18 protein-coding genes are annotated in these 22,156 nt (G+C 53.0%); 7 read left to right on the top strand and 11 right to left on the bottom strand.

Annotation, left to right across the window (positions count from 1 at the left end):
* Positions 1-92: 92 nt before the first annotated feature.
* The 6 genes from whiA to secG all read left to right on the top strand — a co-directional run bounded on the left by whiA (position 93) and on the right by secG (position 8,196).
* Positions 93-1,079, top strand: coding sequence for a DNA-binding protein WhiA (whiA, locus tag Q4D85_RS03335; RefSeq protein WP_303198208.1), 987 nt, complete (start codon positions 93-95; stop codon positions 1,077-1,079).
* A gap of 502 nt (positions 1,080-1,581) precedes the next feature.
* Positions 1,582-2,586: a type I glyceraldehyde-3-phosphate dehydrogenase gene (gene gap, locus Q4D85_RS03330; RefSeq protein ID WP_303198207.1), complete on the top strand. Its 1,005-nt coding sequence runs from the start codon at positions 1,582-1,584 to the stop codon at positions 2,584-2,586.
* Between the two features lie 221 nt (positions 2,587-2,807).
* Complete coding sequence (gene pgk, locus Q4D85_RS03325; protein ID WP_303198206.1) at positions 2,808-4,022, top strand: phosphoglycerate kinase; 1,215 nt, start codon at positions 2,808-2,810, stop codon at positions 4,020-4,022.
* A 97-nt stretch (positions 4,023-4,119) separates the two neighbouring features.
* Positions 4,120-4,905 carry a triose-phosphate isomerase gene (tpiA, locus tag Q4D85_RS03320; RefSeq protein WP_303198205.1) on the top strand — a complete coding sequence of 262 codons (786 nt, stop codon included), beginning with the start codon at positions 4,120-4,122 and terminating at the stop codon, positions 4,903-4,905.
* Between the two features lie 135 nt (positions 4,906-5,040).
* Positions 5,041-7,803, top strand: coding sequence for a phosphoenolpyruvate carboxylase (ppc, locus tag Q4D85_RS03315; RefSeq protein ID WP_303198204.1), 2,763 nt, complete (start codon positions 5,041-5,043; stop codon positions 7,801-7,803).
* Between the two features lie 159 nt (positions 7,804-7,962).
* A complete protein-coding gene (gene secG / locus Q4D85_RS03310) occupies positions 7,963-8,196 on the top strand; it encodes a preprotein translocase subunit SecG (RefSeq protein WP_303198203.1) in 234 nt (77 codons plus the stop codon).
* A 156-nt stretch (positions 8,197-8,352) separates the two neighbouring features.
* On the opposite strand, the gene pgl is transcribed toward secG, so the two are convergent.
* The 5 genes from pgl to tkt all read right to left on the bottom strand — a co-directional run bounded on the left by pgl (position 8,353) and on the right by tkt (position 15,011).
* Positions 8,353-9,069 (bottom strand): 6-phosphogluconolactonase, encoded by a 717-nt coding sequence (gene pgl / locus Q4D85_RS03305; RefSeq protein WP_303198201.1) that lies wholly within the window; start codon positions 9,067-9,069, stop codon positions 8,353-8,355.
* Positions 9,070-9,137: 68 nt separating this feature from the next.
* Complete coding sequence (locus Q4D85_RS03300; RefSeq protein ID WP_303198290.1) at positions 9,138-10,076, bottom strand: glucose-6-phosphate dehydrogenase assembly protein OpcA; 939 nt, start codon at positions 10,074-10,076, stop codon at positions 9,138-9,140.
* Positions 10,077-10,102: 26 nt separating this feature from the next.
* Positions 10,103-11,662 carry a glucose-6-phosphate dehydrogenase gene (gene zwf / locus Q4D85_RS03295; protein ID WP_303198200.1) on the bottom strand — a complete coding sequence of 520 codons (1,560 nt, stop codon included), beginning with the start codon at positions 11,660-11,662 and terminating at the stop codon, positions 10,103-10,105.
* 96 nt (positions 11,663-11,758) lie between these two features.
* A complete protein-coding gene (gene tal, locus Q4D85_RS03290) occupies positions 11,759-12,841 on the bottom strand; it encodes a transaldolase (protein WP_303198199.1) in 1,083 nt (360 codons plus the stop codon).
* 76 nt (positions 12,842-12,917) lie between these two features.
* On the bottom strand, positions 12,918-15,011 hold the full coding sequence (tkt, locus tag Q4D85_RS03285) for a transketolase (protein WP_303198198.1): 2,094 nt from the start codon (positions 15,009-15,011) through the stop codon (positions 12,918-12,920).
* 423 nt (positions 15,012-15,434) lie between these two features.
* Here tkt and Q4D85_RS03280 point away from each other — a divergent pair, with 423 nt between their 5' ends.
* The gene (locus Q4D85_RS03280; protein WP_303198197.1) at positions 15,435-16,370 is read left to right on the top strand and encodes a heme o synthase; all 936 of its coding nucleotides are present in this window, start codon (positions 15,435-15,437) and stop codon (positions 16,368-16,370) included.
* A 49-nt stretch (positions 16,371-16,419) separates the two neighbouring features.
* Here Q4D85_RS03280 and Q4D85_RS03275 read toward each other — a convergent pair whose 3' ends face one another.
* From Q4D85_RS03275 to mptB, 6 genes are all read right to left on the bottom strand, one after another.
* Positions 16,420-16,749, bottom strand: a complete 330-nt coding sequence (locus Q4D85_RS03275) for a branched-chain amino acid transporter permease (RefSeq protein WP_303198195.1) — start codon at positions 16,747-16,749, stop codon at positions 16,420-16,422.
* Complete coding sequence (locus Q4D85_RS03270) at positions 16,742-17,440, bottom strand: AzlC family ABC transporter permease (protein ID WP_303198194.1); 699 nt, start codon at positions 17,438-17,440, stop codon at positions 16,742-16,744. Before Q4D85_RS03270 ends, Q4D85_RS03275 begins: the two co-directional genes overlap by 8 nt.
* A gap of 19 nt (positions 17,441-17,459) precedes the next feature.
* Positions 17,460-18,416 carry a heme A synthase gene (locus Q4D85_RS03265; protein ID WP_303198288.1) on the bottom strand — a complete coding sequence of 319 codons (957 nt, stop codon included), beginning with the start codon at positions 18,414-18,416 and terminating at the stop codon, positions 17,460-17,462.
* Positions 18,417-18,517: 101 nt separating this feature from the next.
* Positions 18,518-19,297, bottom strand: coding sequence for an ABC transporter permease (locus tag Q4D85_RS03260; RefSeq protein ID WP_303198192.1), 780 nt, complete (start codon positions 19,295-19,297; stop codon positions 18,518-18,520).
* Positions 19,298-19,300: 3 nt separating this feature from the next.
* Positions 19,301-20,218, bottom strand: a complete 918-nt coding sequence (locus Q4D85_RS03255; RefSeq protein WP_303198191.1) for an ABC transporter ATP-binding protein — start codon at positions 20,216-20,218, stop codon at positions 19,301-19,303.
* A gap of 6 nt (positions 20,219-20,224) precedes the next feature.
* Positions 20,225-22,015: a polyprenol phosphomannose-dependent alpha 1,6 mannosyltransferase MptB gene (gene mptB, locus Q4D85_RS03250; protein WP_303198190.1), complete on the bottom strand. Its 1,791-nt coding sequence runs from the start codon at positions 22,013-22,015 to the stop codon at positions 20,225-20,227.
* Positions 22,016-22,156 lie beyond the last annotated feature (141 nt).

Raw genomic sequence — 22,156 nt, 5'->3', positions numbered from 1 at the left:
CGCATTGTCGCAACGTTAGAATGAGACAACCCAACTGGGAGTATTGGCCGTTCGATACTGAATAAACCCCCAACTGTAAGGAATTCGCAACCGTGTCTAGTCTTTCCACTCAGGTCAAAGAAGAGCTGTGCAAAGTAACCCAAACTAAACAGACGGCAATCATCGCAGAAGTAGCCGCGATGATTCGGTTTGCCGGGGAATTTAATATCGTTGCGAACAAACTGGTGGTTGAGGTGGAACTGGAGCTCCGTGAGGTAGCTCAGCGGTTAAAAGAAAGCATTGAGGAATTGCTCGGCAACGACGTGACGCTGCTGGAATTGGGAGCTCCGTCATCGAGAAAGGCAGCCCGGTATTTACTGCGGATTACTGACGATGCCGACAAGCTCGTCCGGAGAATTGGGCTCGTGACCCGATCCGGGCACCAAGTGAAAGGATTACCACCCCAAATAATCAGCGGCACCGTCATCGACGCCGAAGCTGCCTGGCGGGGAGCATTCTTAGCAGCAGGGCAACTGGGGGATCCAGGTAGGAGCAGCGGATTGGAAGTGAGCTGTCCTGGACAAGAAGCATCGTTAGCGCTCGTTGGGTGCGCTCGCCGGTTGGGAATCGCGGCGAAAACAAAGGAATCGCGGGGAGTCGAGAAAGTTAGCATCCGTGATGGGGATGCCGTCGGCGCTTTGCTCACCCGCATGGGGGCACATGCGACCCGGTTGCAGTGGGATCAGCGCCGATTGCGGCGGGAGTCCCGGCCGAGTGGGAATCGGCTGGCAAATTTCGATGATGCAAACTTACGGCGGTCTGCTCGGGCAGCGGTAGCGGCTGCGGCTCGGGTGGAACGGGCGATGACTATTTTGGGTGACGATGTACCCGACCACCTCGCAGAAGCTGGTCAGCTTCGGGTGCAGCACCGCCAGGCGTCGTTAGAAGAACTAGGTCGGTTGGCTGATCCGCAAATGACTAAAGATGCGGTTGCTGGCCGTATCCGACGATTGCTGTCGATGGCTGATAAACGAGCCAAGGAATTGGGAATTCCAGACACTCAAGCCGTCGTGACCGACGAACTGCTTGACCAAGTGTAATAATCCTTCCGCACTCGGGTTGATCACGGGGCCGCTTTTCGACGCGGCTATGGGCGCAAGGCGGAAATGTTGCTTTGTGTTTGGTTGTGTGTCTTATTAGGGTGTCTTCCCAAGTTGAAAAAAGAGATGCAGAAACAACCGGAAACCTTATTGTGACAACATTCACAAACTGCTTGCTGGTGCGGCGAGTAAACATAGGAAACTGCCTTCATGATGTGGGTAACTCTTCCCAAACGGGGGTGGTTAACGTGGTTGAACTGGCACTTTTCCGGTTCAGGCCACCAAGTTTACCGGTAGAAAATTTCTACACTGCCCCCATTTGCCCCAGTGTAACCGCCCAAAAACCGGAAAGTTGCGCTGTAGGTAGTGCAGGTTTTGGATTGGGTGGCTACACTTGAGAACGAAGGCGAGCCGAGAAAATCGGATATAAAACAAAACAAACCCAACCGATTCAAAGTGTTCCGCCTTGTCCAAGAGCACTCTAGTTTTAGGAGACATTCAAGTGGCAATTCGCGTAGGTATTAACGGCTTTGGTCGCATTGGTCGTAACTTCTTCCGGGCGTTGAAAGAGCGGGGCTCCGATATTGAAGTCGTTGCAGTGAACGACTTGACCGACAATCACACGTTGGCTCACCTGCTCAAGTACGACTCGGTTCTGGGCCGTCTAAACGAGGACGTCACCTACGATGATGAGTCAATCACCGTCGGCGGACACCGGATTCTCGTTACCGCAGAGCGGGATCCAAAGAACCTGAAGTGGGGCGATCTCGGCGTCGATATCGTTATTGAATCGACCGGTTTCTTCACTGACGCAGAGGCTGCAAAGGCACACATCGACGCTGGCGCAAAGAAGGTCATTATTTCTGCTCCAGCCAAGAACGAAGACGCAACCTTCGTTGTAGGTGTCAACCACACCGACTACGACCCAGAGAAGCACAACATCATCTCCAACGCTTCCTGCACCACGAACTGCCTTGCTCCAATGGCCAAGGCACTTAACGATGCCCTCGGTATTGAACGAGGCCTGATGACCACCATCCACGCATACACCGGCGATCAGCGCCTGGTGGACGCACCTCACAAGGATCTTCGCCGCGCACGGGCAGCTGCCATCAACATGGTTCCTACCTCCACCGGCGCAGCAAAGGCAGTGTCGCTGGTTCTCCCAGAGCTCAAGGGCAAGCTGGACGGCTATGCAATGCGTGTTCCTGTTCCAACCGGTTCTGCAACCGACTTGACCTTCACCGCTTCTCGCGAAACCACCGTTGAAGAGGTCAATGAGATCATCAAGAAGGCAGCCGAAGGTGAAATGAAGGGCGTGCTCGCATACTCGGAGGAGCCACTGGTATCCACCGATATCGTCACCGATCCACACGCTTCCATCTTTGATGCAGGGCTGACCAAGGTCATGGGCGACCAGGTGAAGGTCGTTTCCTGGTACGACAATGAATGGGGCTACTCCAACCAGCTCGTTACCATCACCGAGTATGTAGGCGAGCGCCTCTAAGATTATGCCCAACGATAGGTACCACAATCGTGCAGCACAGCTGATTCGTATGGTATCTCTTCGTGGGGAAACATAGATGAAAGTCCCGAGGAATATCACACGAATACCTCGGGACTTTTGCATACACTAAATAACGGACCACGCTTTTGTCGTGAAACCATGAAGGCAACTTGAGCGTGTGATCTGAATTTGATTGTCCTTAGCGAAAGGGTACAACCTACATGTCTGTCAAGACTTTGCAAGATCTTATTAATGAAGGTGTTGAAGGCCGTCACGTCCTCGTACGTTCAGATTTCAATGTCCCCCTCAACGACGATCGGGAAATCACCGACGCAGGACGCATCACGGCTTCGCTTCCCACCATTAAAGCGCTGTCTGAAGCCGGTGCCCGGGTAATTCTCATGGCCCACCTGGGTCGTCCCAAAGGGGAGGTCAACGAAAAATTCTCCCTGGCACCTGTAGCTGAAGCACTCTCCGAAGCGCTAGGACAATACGTAGCACTGGCAGGCGACGTTGTTGGTGAAGACGCCCACGAACGGGCAAACGGACTCAATGACGGCGACGTTCTGCTGCTGGAAAACGTTCGGTTCGATCCACGCGAAACCTCCAAAGACGAAGCTGAACGCGGTGCTTTCGCAGATCAATTGGTAGCACTCGCCGCCGAAAATGGTGCTTTCGTTTCGGATGGTTTTGGTGTCGTCCACCGGGCGCAAGCATCCGTTTACGATGTGGCAAAACGTCTGCCACATTACGCAGGTGGCTTGGTGCAAAAAGAAATCGAAGTCTTGAAGAAGATGGTAGAAAACCCGGCTCGCCCATACGTCGTCGTTCTTGGCGGTGCCAAGGTGTCAGACAAACTTGGTGTTATCGAAGCACTGGCAGAAAAAGCTGACAAGGTTATCATCGGTGGTGGCATGTGCTACACCTTCCTTGCCGCCCAGGGCATTGACGTTCAGGAATCTCTGCTTCAAGAAGAACAAATCGAAAAATGCACCGAATTGCTGGAAAAGTTCGGCGACAAACTGGTTCTCCCAGTCGACCTGATCGCCGCAAGTGGCTTTGCTGCAGATGCGGAAAATAAGGTCGTCAGCCTCGCCGAGATTCCTGCTGGCTGGATGTCCTTGGATGTAGGCCCCGAAACCGTCAAGAAGTACGCTGAGGTTCTTGGGACCGCGAAAACAGTTTTCTGGAACGGCCCTATGGGTGTGTTCGAATTTGAAGCATTCTCGTCTGGAACCCGTGGTGTCGCAGAAGCAATCATTGCAGCAACCTCCGCTGGTGCGTTCTCTGTAGTCGGCGGCGGCGACTCCGCTGCCGCTGTGCGTCTGCTCGGCTTACCCGAAGATGGTTTCAGCCATATCTCAACCGGTGGCGGCGCCTCCCTGGAATTCCTGGAAGGCAAAGAGCTGCCTGGCGTGAAGGTTCTCGAAAGCTAAACCACCAAGATCCGTCCATGCTATGGGTAAGGACAAAACGGTTAGTTATCCATAGCGGTGGATCATATAGTTCTAAAAGAAAGGAACTTGCCTTAACATGGCAGCTCGTAAGCCACTTATTGCTGGCAACTGGAAAATGAATCTCAACCATCTGGAAGCAACAGCTACTGTACAAAAACTAGCTTTTGCTCTTCCGAAAGAATACTACGACAAGGTTGACGTTGCAGTGACAGTGCCGTTTACCGACATTCGTACCGTACAAACTCTGGTTGAAGGGGACAAACTTCACATCACCTATGGTGCACAGGACGTATCCCAGCACGAATCAGGCGCATACACCGGCGAGATCGCCGCATCCATGCTCGCAAAACTTGGTTGCACCTGGGTGGTCGTCGGACACTCGGAGCGACGCGAATATCACGGGGAGACCGACGAACTCGTTGCGGCCAAGGCGAAAGCGGCACTGAAAGAGGGGATCAGCCCCATCGTGTGTGTCGGCGAACCACTAGAAATACGGGAAGCTGGCACTCACGTTGACTATGTGGTGACCCAGACCAGAAATTCCCTGGCTGGTTTAAGCGAGGAAGAGTTGTCTCGCACCGTCATTGCGTATGAACCAGTATGGGCAATCGGTACTGGAAAGGTAGCATCCGCTGCGGATGCGCAGGAAGTTTGCGCTGCGATCCGGGGGCTTGTGAAGGAACTCGCTGGCGATGCTGTTGCTGAGCAGATGCGGATCCTTTATGGCGGTTCCGTAAAAGTTGATTCCGTAGCGGAGATCGTCGGCCAACCTGATGTTGACGGCGGATTGGTAGGCGGAGCCTCATTGAATGGCGAAGAGTTTGCCAAGCTGGCGGCGAATGCAGCTGGCGGTCCATTCTAGTTAGGATTCGTTACCTACTACGGTGACGGATAACGCAAGGCCGCTGTGGAACACACAGCGGCCTTGCATGTTTTTCAAGCGGCATCAGGCAGTATCCGCATTTCCATATTTTTGGTAGAGGACGACGAAAAACCAATGACAGATCAGCTAAAAGACGATATACGGTATCTCGGAAGTCTATTAGGGAACGTAATTGCTGACCAAGAAGGAGAAGAGGTATTCCAGCGTGTCGAAACCGCGCGGCGATTAGCCTTTGACGTCGCTAAGGGCAATTGCTCGATGGACGTTTTGGTCGATCAATTCCGGACACGCTCAGCCGAAGAGCTACTCCCTATAGCCCGCGCTTTCAACCATTTTGCTTTGCTGGCAAACCTCGTTGAGGATTTACACGACACAGCTACGTATCTCGCTGATCGGGAAGCTGGTATACCGGCACCGGACTCCACCCTGGAGGCAACGTGGCGCAAGCTGGAATCCAGCGCGGTTGCTCCAGAAACGGTGGAAAAGCTTTTAACCCATGCACAGGTAGCGCCAGTTCTTACCGCGCATCCGACGGAAACGCGACGTCGAACTGTTTTCGATGTCCAAGAACACATCACGCAATTGCTGAAACAACGTCACCACATTTTGGCAGCACCGAAGAATGCGCTTACCGACACCCGGATCGATGAAATCTCGCGTCAGATTAGGCGGTGGATGACGCTGCTATGGCAAACCGCGCTTATCCGAGTAGCGCGCCCTCGTATTGAGGATGAAATCGAAGTTGGCTTGCGTTATTACAAACTCTCGTTGCTAAAAGCTATCCCGGAAATCAATAGTGCGGTATCCAAAGCACTCACGGCTCAATTTGGGTTAAAGAATGAGCTAACTGCAATTATCAAGCCTGGTTCCTGGATTGGCGGCGACCATGACGGAAACCCGTATGTCACTGCCGCAACCTTGCGGTATGCCACCACCCGGGCTGCAGAAACAGCACTGAAGTACTACGTTTCCCAATTGCACCAGTTAGAGCACGAATTATCGCTTTCTGATCGGCTATCGACGGTCACGGAGGAATTGCTTTCGCTTGCGGAACTTGGCTTTAATGACATCCCTTCGCGCGTCGATGAACCGTATCGCCGCGCGGTGCACGGCATTCGAGGCAGGGTAATGGCGACGTTAGCTGAATTGATTGGTGGTGCAGCGGTGGAGGGAACCTGGTTCACCGCCCACCAACCCTATGCGGATCCCCAAGAAGTTCTGGACGATCTAAAGATAATCGACGACTCACTGCGCTCCAGCAACGATGATTTGATCGCCGATGACCGGCTCGCTCGGATTCGTATAGCGATCGCTACCTTTGGTTTCCATCTCTACGGGATGGACTTGCGCCAAAATTCTGAGAGCTATGAAGACTTCATCACGGAGATCTTCGCTCACGCGCATGTGCATCCGGATTACAGAAGCCTTAAGGAAGAGGAAAAGATCGCGGTGCTTGTGGCGGAACTAAAAAGCCCGCGCCCTCTCATTTCCCGCGATGCGGCGTCGTTCAGCGAGGCAACTCAGCGTGAGTTAGATTTACTGGCCGAAGCACAACGGGCCGTCGACTTCTTTGGGCCAGACATGGTTCCCCACAGCATAATTTCGATGGCTCAGAGCGCATCAGATGTGTTGGAAGCAATGGTGTTGTTGGCCGAGTTTGGGCTGATTAAACCTGACGGCGATAATCCAACTGGCACGGTCGACGTAATCCCGCTATTTGAAACAATTGAGGACTTACGTGCAGGCGCAGAGATCGTCGAAAAGCTATGGGAAATTCCGTTGTACCGAAATTATTTACGGCAACGAGGAGATCGCCAAGAAATCATGCTCGGCTATTCCGATTCCAATAAAGACGGCGGCTATTTCGCTGCGAACTGGGCGCTTTACGACGCTGAACTAGAACTCGTGTCCTTAAGCAAACAACACAATATCGCGCTCCGGTTATTCCACGGTCGCGGCGGAACGGTTGGTCGAGGGGGCGGTCCATCCTATGAGGCCCTGCTTGCGCAGCCCCAAGGTGCCGTACAAGGTGCGGTGCGGATCACCGAACAAGGGGAAATCATTTCCGCGAAATACGGCACTGTTGATTCCGCCAAGCGCAACTTAGAAGCCTTGGTGTCCGCGACCCTTGAAGCCTCGTTGTTGAAAGTTGAGGATTTTGCAGAAGCCGAAACCGAAGCGTATACAGTTATGCGCGAGTTATCGCGGTTGAGCCGGGAAAAGTACACGGCTTTGGTGCACGACGACCCCGGATTCATCGAATACTTCACATCATCAACACCGTTGGCTGAGATCGGTGCGCTGAATATCGGTTCCAGGCCGTCGGCGCGCAAGCAAACAACCGCGATCTCCGATTTACGAGCCATCCCCTGGGTATTGTCGTGGTCGCAGTCTCGGGTCATGTTACCGGGATGGTACGGTATGGGCTCAGCTCTTTATAACTGGATCAATTCCGGGCCAGACAATGAAGCACGATTGCAACAATTGCAGCAATACTACCGAACCTGGCCGTTTTTCAATTCTGTGCTTTCGAATATGGCGCAGGTCATGAGCAAAGTTGAACTAACCTTGGCGCAGCTTTACTCGGAACTGGTAACCGACAGGGAAGCTGCGCACCGTATTTTTGCTGCGATCACGGAAGAGTTTGCCTTAACCCAAGAAATGTTCTTCGCGATTACTGGCGTAGATAATTTATTGGCCGACAACCCGCAGTTGGCTCGCTCAGTTCGGCGTCGTTACCCATATCTGCTCCCGCTCAATGTCATCCAGTTGGAGCTGTTGAGGCGCTACCGGGAAGGCTCGGACGATGAAAACGTCGGCTATTGTATTCGGCTGACCATGAACGGCCTGGCTACTGCGTTACGTAATTCGGGCTAGGCAATCTCGGTCCGATGGAGCACGATGAAGAAATCCCCGAACGCGATGTGAGCGATAGGGGATTTCTTCGGCTGCTAGTGTATTATTTGTTGAGAAATTTAAGAAAGCAATATTGGAAACAAGTTGCTCATGGCCAAATAGATTGAAGGTTTATATTCAATGGAACTCGCCCTCCAAATCGTGCTGGTTCTCGCCAGTGTTTTGATGACCCTTTTCGTTCTCTTGCACCGGGGAAAGGGCGGCGGCCTTTCTAGTCTTTTCGGTGGCGGCGTTCAGTCGAACCTCTCCGGTTCCACCGTTGTGGAGAAAAACCTGGACCGGTTTACCATCATTACCGGCTTGATCTGGATTATCTGCATCATTGCGCTGAATCTACTTCAAGCTTTTAATTAGTAAAAGAACCACACCGATAGTTTTGTGCTATACTTTGGTTAACAAAAACGTGCCACCTTTTACCACATCGGTAATGCCATAAGCGACCAACGGGATCGCAGGCTATATAAGGTGAAGCAAGAAGGCGCTGGAATTACTTCCAGCGCCTTCCGGTATTTAAATAAGCGTTGCCGCATCCGCTGCAACAAACAGTTTGGTTTCGTTCGCCCCTCGTGCGCCAGCCGCAGGCCATTCAATGGCGGGTGCGCCTTCGACGATATTCTTTACGGCTTCCGCCTTTTCGGCGCCAGCCACAAGCATCCAAACCCGATGAGCTGAAGCGATGGCGGGGAAGGTTAAAGTAACTCGTTCCGCTGGCGGTTTTGGAGAATCATAAACAGGTAGAACCAACGCCGCTGTTTCTTCAGCCGCCGGAGTATGGGGAAAGATGGAATTGATATGCCCCTCACCGCCAACTCCTAGCAAATGGATGTCAAAACCTGAAGGGGCGAAATCGTGTAGCGCTGCCCGGTACTCCTCCGCAGCGCCAGCGAGCTCAATGCCGCCTAGGCGCAATCCGTGAATATTCGCCTCCGGAATCTGAATGTGGTCCAACAGCGCTTCACGAGCCTGACCCTCATTGGAATCCGGATGAGTTACTTCCACATTGCGCTCGTCTCCGAAGAAGATATGAACCAATTCCCAATTGATATCTGCATCAATCAGGTTTCGAAGCACCCCGATACCAGCGCCACCGCCGGTTAAAACCACTCGGGCAATTCCGTCCCCGTGAACGCCACCGGTTTGGTTGATGTCTCGGATTACTGCCGTGAAGTCGTCTGCAGCTTGGGCGCAGACATCTTCCAGAGATTTAGTCTTGACGATTTCGAGCATAAGCGCTGGTCACAAACTCCTCGATTGGGATACAGGAATGGTTAACATGCTAAAGCAACGGCTGCTGGTTAAACAATGGGGTAGAAAACTCGAGTTAATCCCCGCAGTGCCTGGGCATATGCCTCGTCTGGGTCGAGATGGCGCAATTCTTCGGCAAGACAATCTGCTTCTGTGCGCAGATTAACCGCAACCCGTGCGGTGGGACGGTGCGGGATTGAAACTTCGATCGTTTGGTTATCCGGAAGAGACTCCAAGACAATGGTTCCAGACGGACGCACTAACTCCACCCGGGTGACTGGGATAGCGCCGAGAGAATTCGTGCCAGTGGCGATACGGGTAACCGATACGCCCAGCCGATCAACCAACCACCCAGCGGCAAGGTCAACGCTTGACGAGTGCGCCGGTCCGTAAACGGTAGCTTCGGTTATCATTTCGTGCGGCGGTTGGTCGAGGGTTGATGCTAGAACGCCGCGCCACGGGGTCAAACGTGCCCAAGAGAAATCGGAATCGCCTGGTTCATAGGAACTGCGTCGATTGTAGAGCGCGTCAACAATCGGATCAGATTCAGCGTCGGTGATCCGGCGCTGCGCAATCTTGCCTAGCGGATCCTCACTGGGATTAACCGGTGCGGTGAATGGCCACCAGACAACGATGGGGGTATCCGGTAACAGCAGGGGAGTGACCACGTGCACGAGGTGTCGAGTTACCTCACCTTCAAGGCGGATAACAATAACTTCAGAAGCACCAGCATCGCCGCCAATGCCTACCTGAGCATCGAGCCGGGTTGGGCAATCAGCTTCGCCGGTAACTAAAACGATGACACGGGAAGGGTGTTCACGGGAAGCGTCGTTTGCGGCCGTGAAAATCTTGGAGATGTCATCGGTAGATTTTGCGACAACAATGAGCGTCAATACCCGAGAGGTTGTGCCCAACGTCCCGGTATCACGAATTCGCACCAATGTTTTTGCTATTTCCCTGGTGTCGGTATCAGGGAGTTCGAAAATCATCATCAGTTTCTTACCTCAAATTCGGATTAGGGACGACGCCACGTGCGGCCGACCCGCGCTAGCATTCGGTCAGCAGATTCCGGACCCCACGTACCCGCAGGATACTCGTCAGGACGCCCGTGGTTAGCCCAGTACTCCAAGATCGGATCGAGGATTTTCCAGGACAATTCGACTTCTTCGTTCGTTGGAAAGAGTGAAGCCTCGTCCAGCAAAACGTCTAAGATCAACCGCTCGTATGCTTCAGGAGACTCTTCAGTGAACGCTTCCGTGTAGCTAAAGTCCATGTTGACGTCGCGAACTTCCATTCCCGAGCCAGGCACTTTAGAACCAAACCGCATGAGCATTCCCTCATCCGGTTGCACCCGAATAACCACTACATTTTGTCCTTGAGCGTGACGGGAGCCCTCGGAGAATGGCTGATGTGGTGCGTCTTTGAAAATGAGCGCGATTTCTGTAACGCGACGACCGAGTCGTTTTCCGGTTCGAAGATAAAACGGAACTCCTGCCCACCGTCGCGAGTTGATTTCTAAGGTACAGGCTGCATACGTTTCGGTGGTGGAATTGGGATCGAAGCCCTCTTCTTCCCGGAGTCCTTTGACGTATTCCGAACCTTGCCAGCCGGCGGCATACTGTCCACGAGCGGTTGTTTTAGCGAAGGGCTTTACCGGCGACGTTGCACGTAAAACCTTGATCTTTTCGGCCTGGAGTTCCTCGGGGGTGAAATCGATGGGTTCCTCCATGGCGACAAGCGCAAGCAACTGAATGAGGTGGTTTTGAATGACGTCGCGGGCGGCACCAATTCCGTCATAATAACCAGCCCGGCCGCCCAAGCCGATGTCTTCAGCCATCGTGATCTGGACGTGGTCGACATAGTGGCTGTTCCAGAGGGGATCGAAAAGCTGGTTGGCGAAGCGAAGCGCCATGATATTCTGCACCGTTTCTTTACCAAGGTAATGATCGATACGGAACACAGACTTTTCCGGGAACACCGAATTAATGAGGTTGTTAAGTTGGCATGCGGTTTCTTGGTTGTGGCCGAAGGGCTTTTCGACGATCACCCGTCGCCAAGCATGTTCTGGTGCGGTCGCCATCCCACTTCGCTGCAATTGGTGGCATACATCCGAGAAGAAATCTGGCGGAACTGACAAGTAAAACGCCCAGTTTCCAGCAGCACCTTGGGAAACATCAAGTTCGGTTAATGTCGCGGCGAGGGTATCGAAAGCAGCATCGTCATCGAAATTCCCCTTAACGAAGTGCATTCCCTCCGCCAACCGTAGCCAGACATTCTCCCGAAATTCTGTCCGGGCGCCGTCCTTGACCGCGCTGAGCACATAATCCTCGAAATCAGACTTTGACCAATCTCGGCGACCATATCCGACAAGAGGGAATCCGGCAGGCAGCAAACCACGGTTTGCGAGGTCATAAATCGCAGGAAGAAGTTTTTTGCGGGCCAGATCGCCGGTCACACCGAAAATTACCATGCCGCACGGGCCAGCTATTCGGGGGAGTCGTTTATCCGAAGGATTCCGTAACGGATTATCCCAAACGGTCGTGGGAAAAGGTTGTGCTTCTTCTTGATTGCTCACGCCAGCCAATCCTACAGGTTGTGAAAATGAAGAACCTAAAAAGACACGTATGTGCCACCGAGGAACGACGATGGCACCGTGAGAATAAAACAGCCGCTAGTTAAGCTTCTGTTCCATCGAATCTAATAAATCTTGCCAGGCGGCAACGAACTTTTCGACACCCTCGCGCTCTAATACCGCAAAGACATCTGCGAAGTCGATTCCTACCTCCGAAAGCGCAGCCATAACTTCTTCAGCTTCAGCTCGGGTGCCTTTGAGCGTATCGCCGTGGACATCATCGGCAGCTAAAACCGCGTCAATCGTTGCCTCCGGCATGGTATTTACCGTGTTCTCACCGGCCAATTCAGAAACATACAAGGTAGGCGAGTATTCCGGGTTTTTTACCCCAGTCGAAGCCCACAGGGGACGCTGAATATTGGCCCCAGCAGGCAGGTTTTCAAGCTCGGAGTGCTCCGTGAATGCTGCGTAGGCCAAGCGAGCGTTTGCGACGCCAGCTTTTCCACGCAACGCCAATGCTTCTTCGGTGCCGATTTCCGATAGCCTGGCATCGACTTCCGTGTCGAGGCGGGAAACGAAAAACGACGCCACCGAGTGGATCGTGGAAACGTCATGCCCATTTTCGGCTGCCAATTGGATGCCTTCAATAAAAGCATTAATGACTTCCAGGTACCGCGCTACCGAGAAAATCAAGGTGACATTGACGCTGATACCTTCCCCAAGGGCCGCGACAATCGCAGGGATTGAGCCGGGGGTGGCGGGGATTTTGATCATGACATTTTCCCGGCCGACCTCCTGATACAGGTGACGTGCTTGAGCCAACGTCGCGTCTGCATCTTCTGAGATACGTGGATCCACCTCGATCGATACTCGGCCATCAACGCCGTTGGTCTTCTGGTAGATCTCCGCGAAAATATCGCAGGCATTGCGGACATCCTCAATGCTCATTGCATAAACGGCTTCATCCGGAGTTGCGTTTGCTTCGCGCAATTGTGCAATCTGGGCGTCGTAAGCAGTGCCTTTGGACATTGCCGCGGCGAAAATCGCCGGATTAGTCGTCACTCCTACGACTGATTTCTGGGCGATTACCTCTGCGAGGTTTCCAGATTCGATGCGATCTCGGGATAAATCGTCCAACCAGGTAGATGTGCCCAATTGGGCGAGAGATTCGATGGCATTCATAACGTAGTAACTTTCCTCAATGTGTGGGAGCGGGCAAGGCTGCAACCACGCCTGGTTGCAGCCATCGCATGAAAGACTATTGCGCTTTCAGTGAATCGTGAGCGGCTTGAACCACCGCTTCGACGGTGATGCCGAATTCGTCGAAAAGCTTTTGGTACGGGGCTGAAGCACCGAAGTGCTCCAATGAAACAGCTCGACCTTGCGAGCCCAGGTGGCGGTACCACGACAGGGCCAAGCCCGCCTCAACAGATACCCGCGCTGTGACAGCCTTTGGAAGCACCGTTTCTTGATACTCCGGGTCTTGGTTTTCAAACCAATCGAGGCACGGTACCGATACAACCCGGGTGCCAATGCCTTCGCTTTCCAACTGTTCTGCCGCGGCTACGGCCAATTGAACCTCGGATCCGGTGGCCATGATGATCACGTCAGGAACCGGGGTTGAACTCTCGATCAGGATATATGCGCCTTTTTCAACGCCTTCCTTGGCTTTTTCTTTAGTTCCTGGTAGAACCGGGACATTCTGTCGCGTAAGTGCGATGCCCTTCGGGCCTTCTTTGTACAGTAACGCTGCCCGCCACGCTGCAGCGGTTTCGTTGGCGTCCGCAGGTCGCAGCATCGACATATTAGGGATAGCCCGCAAGGTAGCTAATTGCTCCACAGGTTGGTGGGTTGGCCCGTCTTCGCCAAGGCCAATGGAGTCGTGAGTCCAGACGTAGTAAGCGTCAGTCTCCATCAGCGCAGCCAAACGCACAGCCGGGCGCATGTAATCGGAGAAGATGAGGAAGGTACCACAATAGGGACGTGTGCCACCATGGAGCGAAATACCGTTGACGATCGCGCCCATTGCATGCTCGCGGATTCCGAAGTGAAGGTTTCGGCCGCCTGGTTCCGTCTGCCAAGTATCAGTGCTAATGCGCTCAGGTCCAAAGGACGGTGCGCCTTTGATGACAGTGTTATTCGAACCTGCAAGATCGGCGGAGCCACCCCACAGCTCCGGCAATGCTGCGGCTAACGCTTGGATTGTCGCCTCCGAGGCTTTACGCGTTGCGACGCTATCACCAGCGTCCCAGACCGGAAGATCTGCGTCGAAGCCGTCAGGTAGGCTGCGGGTCGTTAGCCGGTCGAATAGTTCCTTTTCTTCTGGATGCTCCTTTGCCCAAGCATCAAACTTCTCTTGCCATTCAGCATGCTTCTGCTTGGCGCGTTGTTGTAACTGGCGAGTATGAGCCAACACTTCGTCGGTGACTGGGAAATCAACGTTGGGGTCGAATCCTAATTCCTTTTTGGTTGCTGCAACTTCTTCCGCACCCAAAGCGGCACCGTGAACCGCGGCAGTATTCATCATTGTTGGCGCTGGATAGCCAATAATTGTGCGCATACGAATGAACGACGGCCGCTTCGTATCGGCCTTAGCTTCGGCAATTGCAGCCTCCAGCGCCACGATGTCTTCGCCGCTTTCGACCTCAAGAACCTGCCAGCCATACGCCGCGTACCTAGCGCACACATCCTCTGTGAAGGCGATTTGAGTGTCTTCTTCAATAGAAATGCGGTTGTCATCCCAGAACACGATCAAATTGCCGAGTTCCTGGGTACCCGCCAGAGAACTTGCCTCTGCAGTGACACCTTCCTCCAGATCACCATCAGATGCGATGACGTAAATGAAATGATCAAATGGTGACTGACCGACAGGGGTTTCGGGATCAAATAGGAACCGCTCTTTTCGTGCAGCCATTGCCATGCCAACTGCCGAGGCGAGGCCCTGGCCGAGTGGGCCGGTGGTGATTTCGACGCCATCGGTGTGCCGATACTCAGGATGGCCGGGGGTTAGCGCGCCCCAGGTACGCAGCGCCTTAATATCGTCCAGCTCCAGGCCAAATCCCCCCAAGAACAACTGAATATATTGGGTCAATGAGGAGTGCCCGCATGACAAGACAAATCGATCGCGGCCCGCCCACGTAGTGTCGGATGGATCGTGGTTCATGACCCGCTGATACAACAGATAGGCAAGTGGTGCCAATGACATGGCGGTTCCGGGATGCCCCGAGCCACATTTCTGCACCGCGTCCGCAGCTAGAATACGCGCGGTGTCGATGGCTTTGGTGTCAAGCTCGGACCAATCACCGGGATAGTTTCGAACCGTGTGGGCAGCAAGTTCTGGGGTGAGAGTCACTGTGAAATTTCCGTCCTATGGTAGGGGAGAGGTACTTGGGCCACAAAGGCTGCCTACTACTTTAGCCGCCAAACGAAAATTAAGCCGAGCGGTTTGGTTTCAAAGCGCAACGCTGCGTGCCTGTGGCGGTAGAAGGAGCGTGCCATCACGACGGGAAAACAACCGTTGGCCTAGCCGATTGTGGAAAATGGGGGTGCTAAATTGCCGAAATGCCTTGGCGAAATGTGGTAAAAGTCGCAACTGGGGCTACCATTGATGAGTTGCGTCAGAACGAAAGTGGAATCTGCCAACGGACTATTGTGCGGATTGTGCACAGGAGTCTTTTTGGATGCGCAGGTTAAGCGAGGCTCTGGCCGACTAGTATGAAACGTGCCCCGTGGTTTAATTGCGAAAACTAACGGCGCACAATGGTTGTCTAAATCTATGAGGTGGAGGAATTCCTTGGAGACGATCAAGGCTTATATCGCATTGACGAAACCGCGGATTATCGAACTTCTCCTCGTTGCGACCATCCCGGCAATGTTGCAGGCGGAGCGTGGCGAGAACAATATTGCTCTAATTCTGCTCACCGTCATCGGTGGTTGGATGGGAGCCGCTGCTGCCAACACGTTTAATATGGTTGCCGACTCGGACATTGACCAAAAAATGGGTCGAACTCGGGCACGTCCACTTGTGCGCCACACGGTCAGCAATAAAAATGCCACCATTTTCGCCTGGATACTGACGATTTCGAGCTTCTTGTGGTTATGGCTACTATGCGGTTCGCTTTTGGCTGCCGTGTTCGTCATGATAACCATTCTGTTTTATATATTCGTGTACACGAAGTTCCTTAAGCGACGAACCCATATGAATATCGTGTGGGGTGGTGCAGCCGGGTGTATGCCGGTCGTTGTTGGGTGGGCGGTAATCACTGACCATCTGCCGGAGGGAGTTCCGGCACAGTGGTGGCAAGCCGTGGTTCTGTTCCTCATTATTTTCTTTTGGACGCCACCACATACGTGGGCGTTGGCCATGAAATATAAGGAGGATTACGCAGCGGCAGGCGTACCTATGCTGCCTGTAGTGCGAACGGAAGAGCAAGTAACTCGGCAAATCGTCTGGTACACCGTGGCAACCGTCATCACGACAGCGCTTCTTATTCCCGCCGCCGGGGTGATTTACGCAGCAACCGCAGTTATCACAGGGTTGTGGTTCTTGATTATGGCCATTGTGCTCCATAATGGCGTGAAGAACGGAAAAGAAGTTAAACCGCTGCGCCTGTTCATTTTGTCGAATAACTACCTGGCTTTGCTGTTCGTCGGACTTTCTATCGATGCGGTTATGGGCTTAGAGACGATTGGCGCCCTCATCGGTTTCTAGCCGCCTTCAGCGATCAGTCGCGCAGTGGGGCGTCGAAAAGCGACGTTAACTAGCCAAGCAATACTGCGAGCGATACACACACAGTCGTTCCTGCGATGATAGAAGCAAAGGTATTGCCGCGCCAGATGTGTAAAGTGCTAGTCACAATGAACCCGGCAAGATACGGCAGGAACCCCGAATAGCCCGCCGCCCACGGTACCGTGGTCGCCGAATAGATAAGCAAAATGACCATTGTTCCGACCGGCATCCAACGTCCGAAACTTAACAAAAAGGCGCTGTTGCGCAATCGGGTTTGCAGCGGAAACGGAATCGCCCGTGTCGCGAAAGTGATCAGCATTGCCACCAGGATGGCCGTAATGATGTAACCGGAACTAGGCATCGTTATCACCTGCTATAACTTCTGTCAGCCAAAATCGCGCTATCAGGACGAAAGCGTAACCAGTCATCGCGAGAACCAGCATATGATCGCGGCTAAACATTAAGGCGATTGCGCCGCAAGCAACAGCAATAATCGCGCTTCGGACATCATTTGTCTGTTTGAGAACGTCGATAGTCAAAACCGTGAACAAACCAATTAAAACGAAATCTAAACCGGGGATCTCACCCAGGGCAAACGTGGCAAAAAGCGCGCCTACGGTTGAACCAAAGCACCAACTAAGATGAAGGCCCGCGTTGGTTATCAATATCCGGTTCGCAGTGATTTCCCGCTGCGGGGTCGCCGATATTATCGAATATGACTCGTCACACAAGGAAAAGACGGAATAGAACTTCGCCAATCCGCCGGAAACGGCGTGAATGGGAAACGTCAAGCCGTAGAACACGTGGCGCGAGTTGGTCAAAAAAGTCGTGATCGCGATCGTGGCTATCGGCGCAGTACTGGTCAACAGTCCGATCATGATGAATTCTAGACTGCCTGCGAAGATCAAACCAGACAGTAACGGTGCCGTCCACCACAGCAGACCGGCGTTAACGACCAAAACGCCGAGTCCGATCGCCATGGCGAAGAAACCTGCCCAGACTGCGCCCGCTTTTTGAGTTGTTGCGATGAATTCTTGACGAAAACTGGGCATATATTCCTAACGAAGGGTTCTATTTGGAAGCTGGCAAATGCGTTGGATCGTATTGAGTGCCGCCAGCAATGGAACTATTCGCTGAGGCCAGATCCTGCGGCGCTTCTCGAACCATACCGATGGTGTACAAGAACGAGGAAAAAGCCACAATGACCGAACTCATAGCGACGTGGATAGGAACTGTCCACCGGGGGACACCCATCCTAAACTGCAGTACACCGACAGCGATCTGGAACAGAATCATTCCGATGAGAATCCATCCAGTTCGGCGCACTCGAAGAGGGGCTTTTTGCCGCACTAGCCCAGCGAAAAGGATGAGCAGCACAGCAAGGAAAAAGTACATGGTGCCCGCGTGAATATACGCCATCAATTGGATATCTACTTCCAGACGGCCTTCCATTCCAACCCCAGAGTCTCCGGAATGCACACCAGCGCCGGTGACCATGGTGCCGGTCACGAGCACTGCCGCGATACCGACCGCAAAGAGGGAAACGATAAAACGCATGCTCCGGGAATAAGTGCGAGTTGGGGGATATGCGTCATCTTCCTGAATACGTATGTAAAGCATGGCGGCTAACCACACCAACAGCATTGATGGTAAGAAATGGAGAGCCACAGACCACCACTTCAAATCCAGCAGTACCGAAATGCCGCCGATAACTGCCTGAACGACGATGCCCAGCCCCTGGATAACGGCATGAACGATAATCTCACGACGCCGCTTTTCTACCACCACAGCCACGAAGACCGCGAGCGCGACAGCAACAAGAACGAAGGTCAGAAGGCGGTTACCGAATTCGATTGCTTGGTGCACGGCGGGGGCTGCACCTTGAACCGGAACCAACGATCCTTCGTGGCAGTTTGGCCACGTATTACAGCCCAAACCTGAGCCAGTAACGCGAACAATCGATCCGGTGACGGTTATGCCGCCTTGTGCAATGAGCAAAAGTAACGCAAGACGGCGCTGAACAACGATGCTGAAGCGGAATCTGAACCGCGATTGTGCATCAGGTTTCGAATTTTTGGTAGTCACAGCACCTAATAGTAGCGCTAGTTGGGGCAGACTCTAAGTGACGATTAATCAGTGAACTTAAACCACTTTATTGCCGCTGCGACGCTTATCACCGTCCAACAGATAAGCGCAACGATACTTATCAGCGGAAACCCACCGCTGAAAGCCGTGTGGATGCCAGTTGCCAGGGCGATGGAGGGGACGAGAGTAAGCCAGGCTGTCGGTTCGGGAAGGGAGAACATGACGTAGCCTGCGGCACCGACCAGGATTACCCATAAAAGATTTGCAAGCCCTAGTACGATTTCGGAGGATAGCGTTCCACCAAGCAACATTCCCAAAGCGGTGAATGCTGCTATTCCCAGGAAAAACAAAAGGATTCCGAGGAGGAAGCTTCCCACCGAAGCGCGCCACCCAAGGACAGTCGCAACTGTCACCAGTATTGAGATTTGGAGCGTCGAAACGATCACCAACCCGCAAATTTTCCCCAGAATGATCGTCCACGTCGGAACACCCGAAGCGCCAACCCGTTTGAGCGCACCATAGCGTCGATCAAAGGCGAGAGAGATTGCTTGGCCAGTGAAGCCCGAACTCATGGCGGCGATAGCCAAGACGAAGGGGAATCCGATGCTGAGTGGTTGGGGTTGGGGAAATACTTTTACAGTTCCAACAATAATTAGCATTGCAATCGGAATGATGAAGCTGAGTAAAAGTTGTTCACCATGTCGCAAAAACAGTTTTGCCTCGATAGCAGATTGAGCTCGCAGCATTGTTTGCCAGCTGGAGCGTGTGGACCGGGGGCTAAACGTTCCCGGCGGAAAAGCCACGTGGCGTTCAGTGGTATCCATAAACTAGCTCCTTAAACTCCGACCGGTTATATCGAGGAAAATATTTTCTAGACTCTGCATGTGGGTGTCGAGTTGCGTTATGAGAACTGATTGCGAACTAGCAAATGCCGCTAGCTTTTCGACGAGTTCAGGCGTCGGCGAGGCAGCGATCCGATACATGCCGGGTTTAACGGCGATGATTTCGGGCCCAGGGAACGAATAAACATCCAATTCCCTGTTTGTGTGGAAACTGATATGCGGGCTCGAACAGTTCCGAAGCTGCTCTAAAGTGCCTTCAGCTACTATTGCGCCAGCGTCGAGAATAACGATTCGGTCGGCGAGCGCTTCCGCCTCCTCCATGAGGTGGGTGGTCAGAACTACGGTAACGCCGTCAGCTTTAAGGGCATGAACCAGGTCCCACATCATGAATTTGGATTGGGTATCCATTCCTGCGGTTGGTTCGTCGAGAAAGACCAGTCGGGGGCGAGAGATTAAAGCGACCGCGAGGTTGAGACGCTGTTTTTGCCCGCCAGATAATCTGCGATAGGTGACGGATTGTGCGTTTTCCAGCCCAACCAGCTTCAGTAGCCAGTCTATGTCCAACGGATCTGTACTGTACCTTGCGGTTAATTCCAGTAATTCCCGCACCTTGATACCGGAATAGGAGCCGCTGTCCTGAAGCATGATTCCAACTTGGCTTCGTACCGCATCGGGGTTACGTGCCGGATCGATGCCGAAAACCGATATCCGTCCTGATGTGGGGGATGCAAAACCTTCACACATTTCGATCGTTGTGGTTTTGCCAGCACCGTTTGGGCCGAGTAGCGCTAAAACTATGCCAGGTTCAACACTTAAGGTTAAACCTGCGACTGCGGTTTTATCGCCAAAGCGTTTTACAACATCGTGTAATTCGAGGGCGTAAACGTTATCGGTTAAGGTCACGAGAAACTAGTGTAGGCCAATAATTCCGCGACGTTTCAAAATAACAAAGGAAACGCCGAGTATAAATCCGAAACCAATGATGGATGCTATATAAATCGAAAGTACAGTTCCTGGCTGCAATGCCAAACCGCGTGGTAGTACGAAAAATGACAACACTGTGGAATAGGTAATTACCGTGCCTCGAAATAACGGACGATTTGCCCACGCTGCCAGCGGAAGAATAGCCCATAACATGTACCAAGGATGTACAACGGGGAAAAATAGCACCATGACAAAGGTGGATACTCCTAACGCCCCTACTGGTGATATCCGGCCCAAATAAGTTGCAATCAGCATTCGAACCATAAACACCGCAGCGACTAGTATTCCTAACGCACGAACGATCACGAGCACAGATTCTGTATGATCACCCAATCCAAGCTGCTGGCCAATCCAACCAAAGATAACGCCGATCGCAGTGGTGAAACTTAACCAACTACGGATGGTAACGGCTCCGCCTTGACCACTGATCCACCCCAGATCGATGCCGCTGACCACAGTGACCACCGCCACTGAGAACACCAAGATTATGCTTTGGACAAGAACCGCTATGGTCCACGATACGGCGGTGGAGCGCTCGGATAGTCGCAGCGCATTCGCGATCGACATTCCTGTAAAGCCGAGACCGATAAAGCCGGTTACCTTGACCATGCCAGCACAACTGATCAGAAAACCGCTAGCGATAATCAGCGGTAACGCTTTGGTCCATAGTCCCACCTTCGCGTAATCTGCCGCCTTGAGGCCGATCTCAATGCCGGCTAACAACAAGCCCAAAAGTATTGCTTCGTTGTGGATTCCGCCGATCAAATGCAAGACGGTCAGCGGATTGAGTATTCCCAGCCATAGTGCTGCCTGGGGTATAACGCGACATCGTTGTGCTAACTGCACGACGGCCCATCCGCTTAACGCGACTCCGGCGATGGCTAATAACCGGTGCGCAAAAACGCCACCAACGATGCTGTCATTCGTGATCCAACTGATTATCGCAGCTAAGCCCAGCGCAACTGGCCCGTACGGACTCGGTGAGTGAGCCCAAATAAACGGAACCGAACGAGCTAGGTGATGTTCAGTTCCGAGCAGGTCAACGGGGCCAGCAGAATACGGATCAAGCCCCTGCATCACAATTGAACCGTTGGCCAAATATGAGTAGATATCCTGGGTGAACATTGGTGCACTGATGAGGATGGGCAGGCTCCAGGCTAAGAAGGTCCGGCGCAGCATGGACATCGAAATGACTCCGGCGCCGGTGTGTCCGCGTCGAAAAGCAACCCCGGTAAACGGAGCCATGAATAGCCACGCAACCACGATGAGGCCAATGCCGATGAATGCTAGCGACGTCGAAGTTTGCAGCATTCGGGTAATTAACGAGCCGCCCGGAAAATCGCGGTACGGGTTATCGATTACCGGAACGGCTCCAGCTCCCAACCCGGCGAAGCCCAAAACGAGCGCTCCAAGGGTTCCTAACCAGCGCAGAAAAGCGAAACGTCGCAATTCCGCGTATCCCAGGGTTGGTAGATGGAAAATTGCGCCTGGGGATTTGCGAGGTGCGCTATCGCCAACGACACTAACCGAACCGTCGGTGTTGGGCGTGATTAAATCAACACCAGTAACGGCGGTGACAAGGGGAGAGGCTTGGCTGTAATCGGAGCCGATTTCCTCATCAGAATTATGAAGTAGCGCAGACCGGGACCCCGCTTGCCCCATGCGCGGCAGAATGCTTCGTGCGGCCTGCCACAACGGCATCCGGTTTTTCCTCATAAAGGTGAGTCTAATAGCCGTGCGTCCCGCCCACGGTAACTAGAGGCGCTTTTGAACATAATTCAACCTATTTTCTCACCCGAAAAATAGAAAGGGTGTCCTAAATAATAAAGGTAGTAGCCATAAGCAAAATTCCGGCTT

The sequence above is a fragment of the Corynebacterium sp. genome (genome assembly GCF_030532965.1).
Taxonomy (GTDB): Bacteria; Actinomycetota; Actinomycetes; order Mycobacteriales; family Mycobacteriaceae; genus Corynebacterium.
Note: the sequence above shows the minus strand (reverse complement) of the source record. Positions and strands in the feature narration are given on the sequence as shown.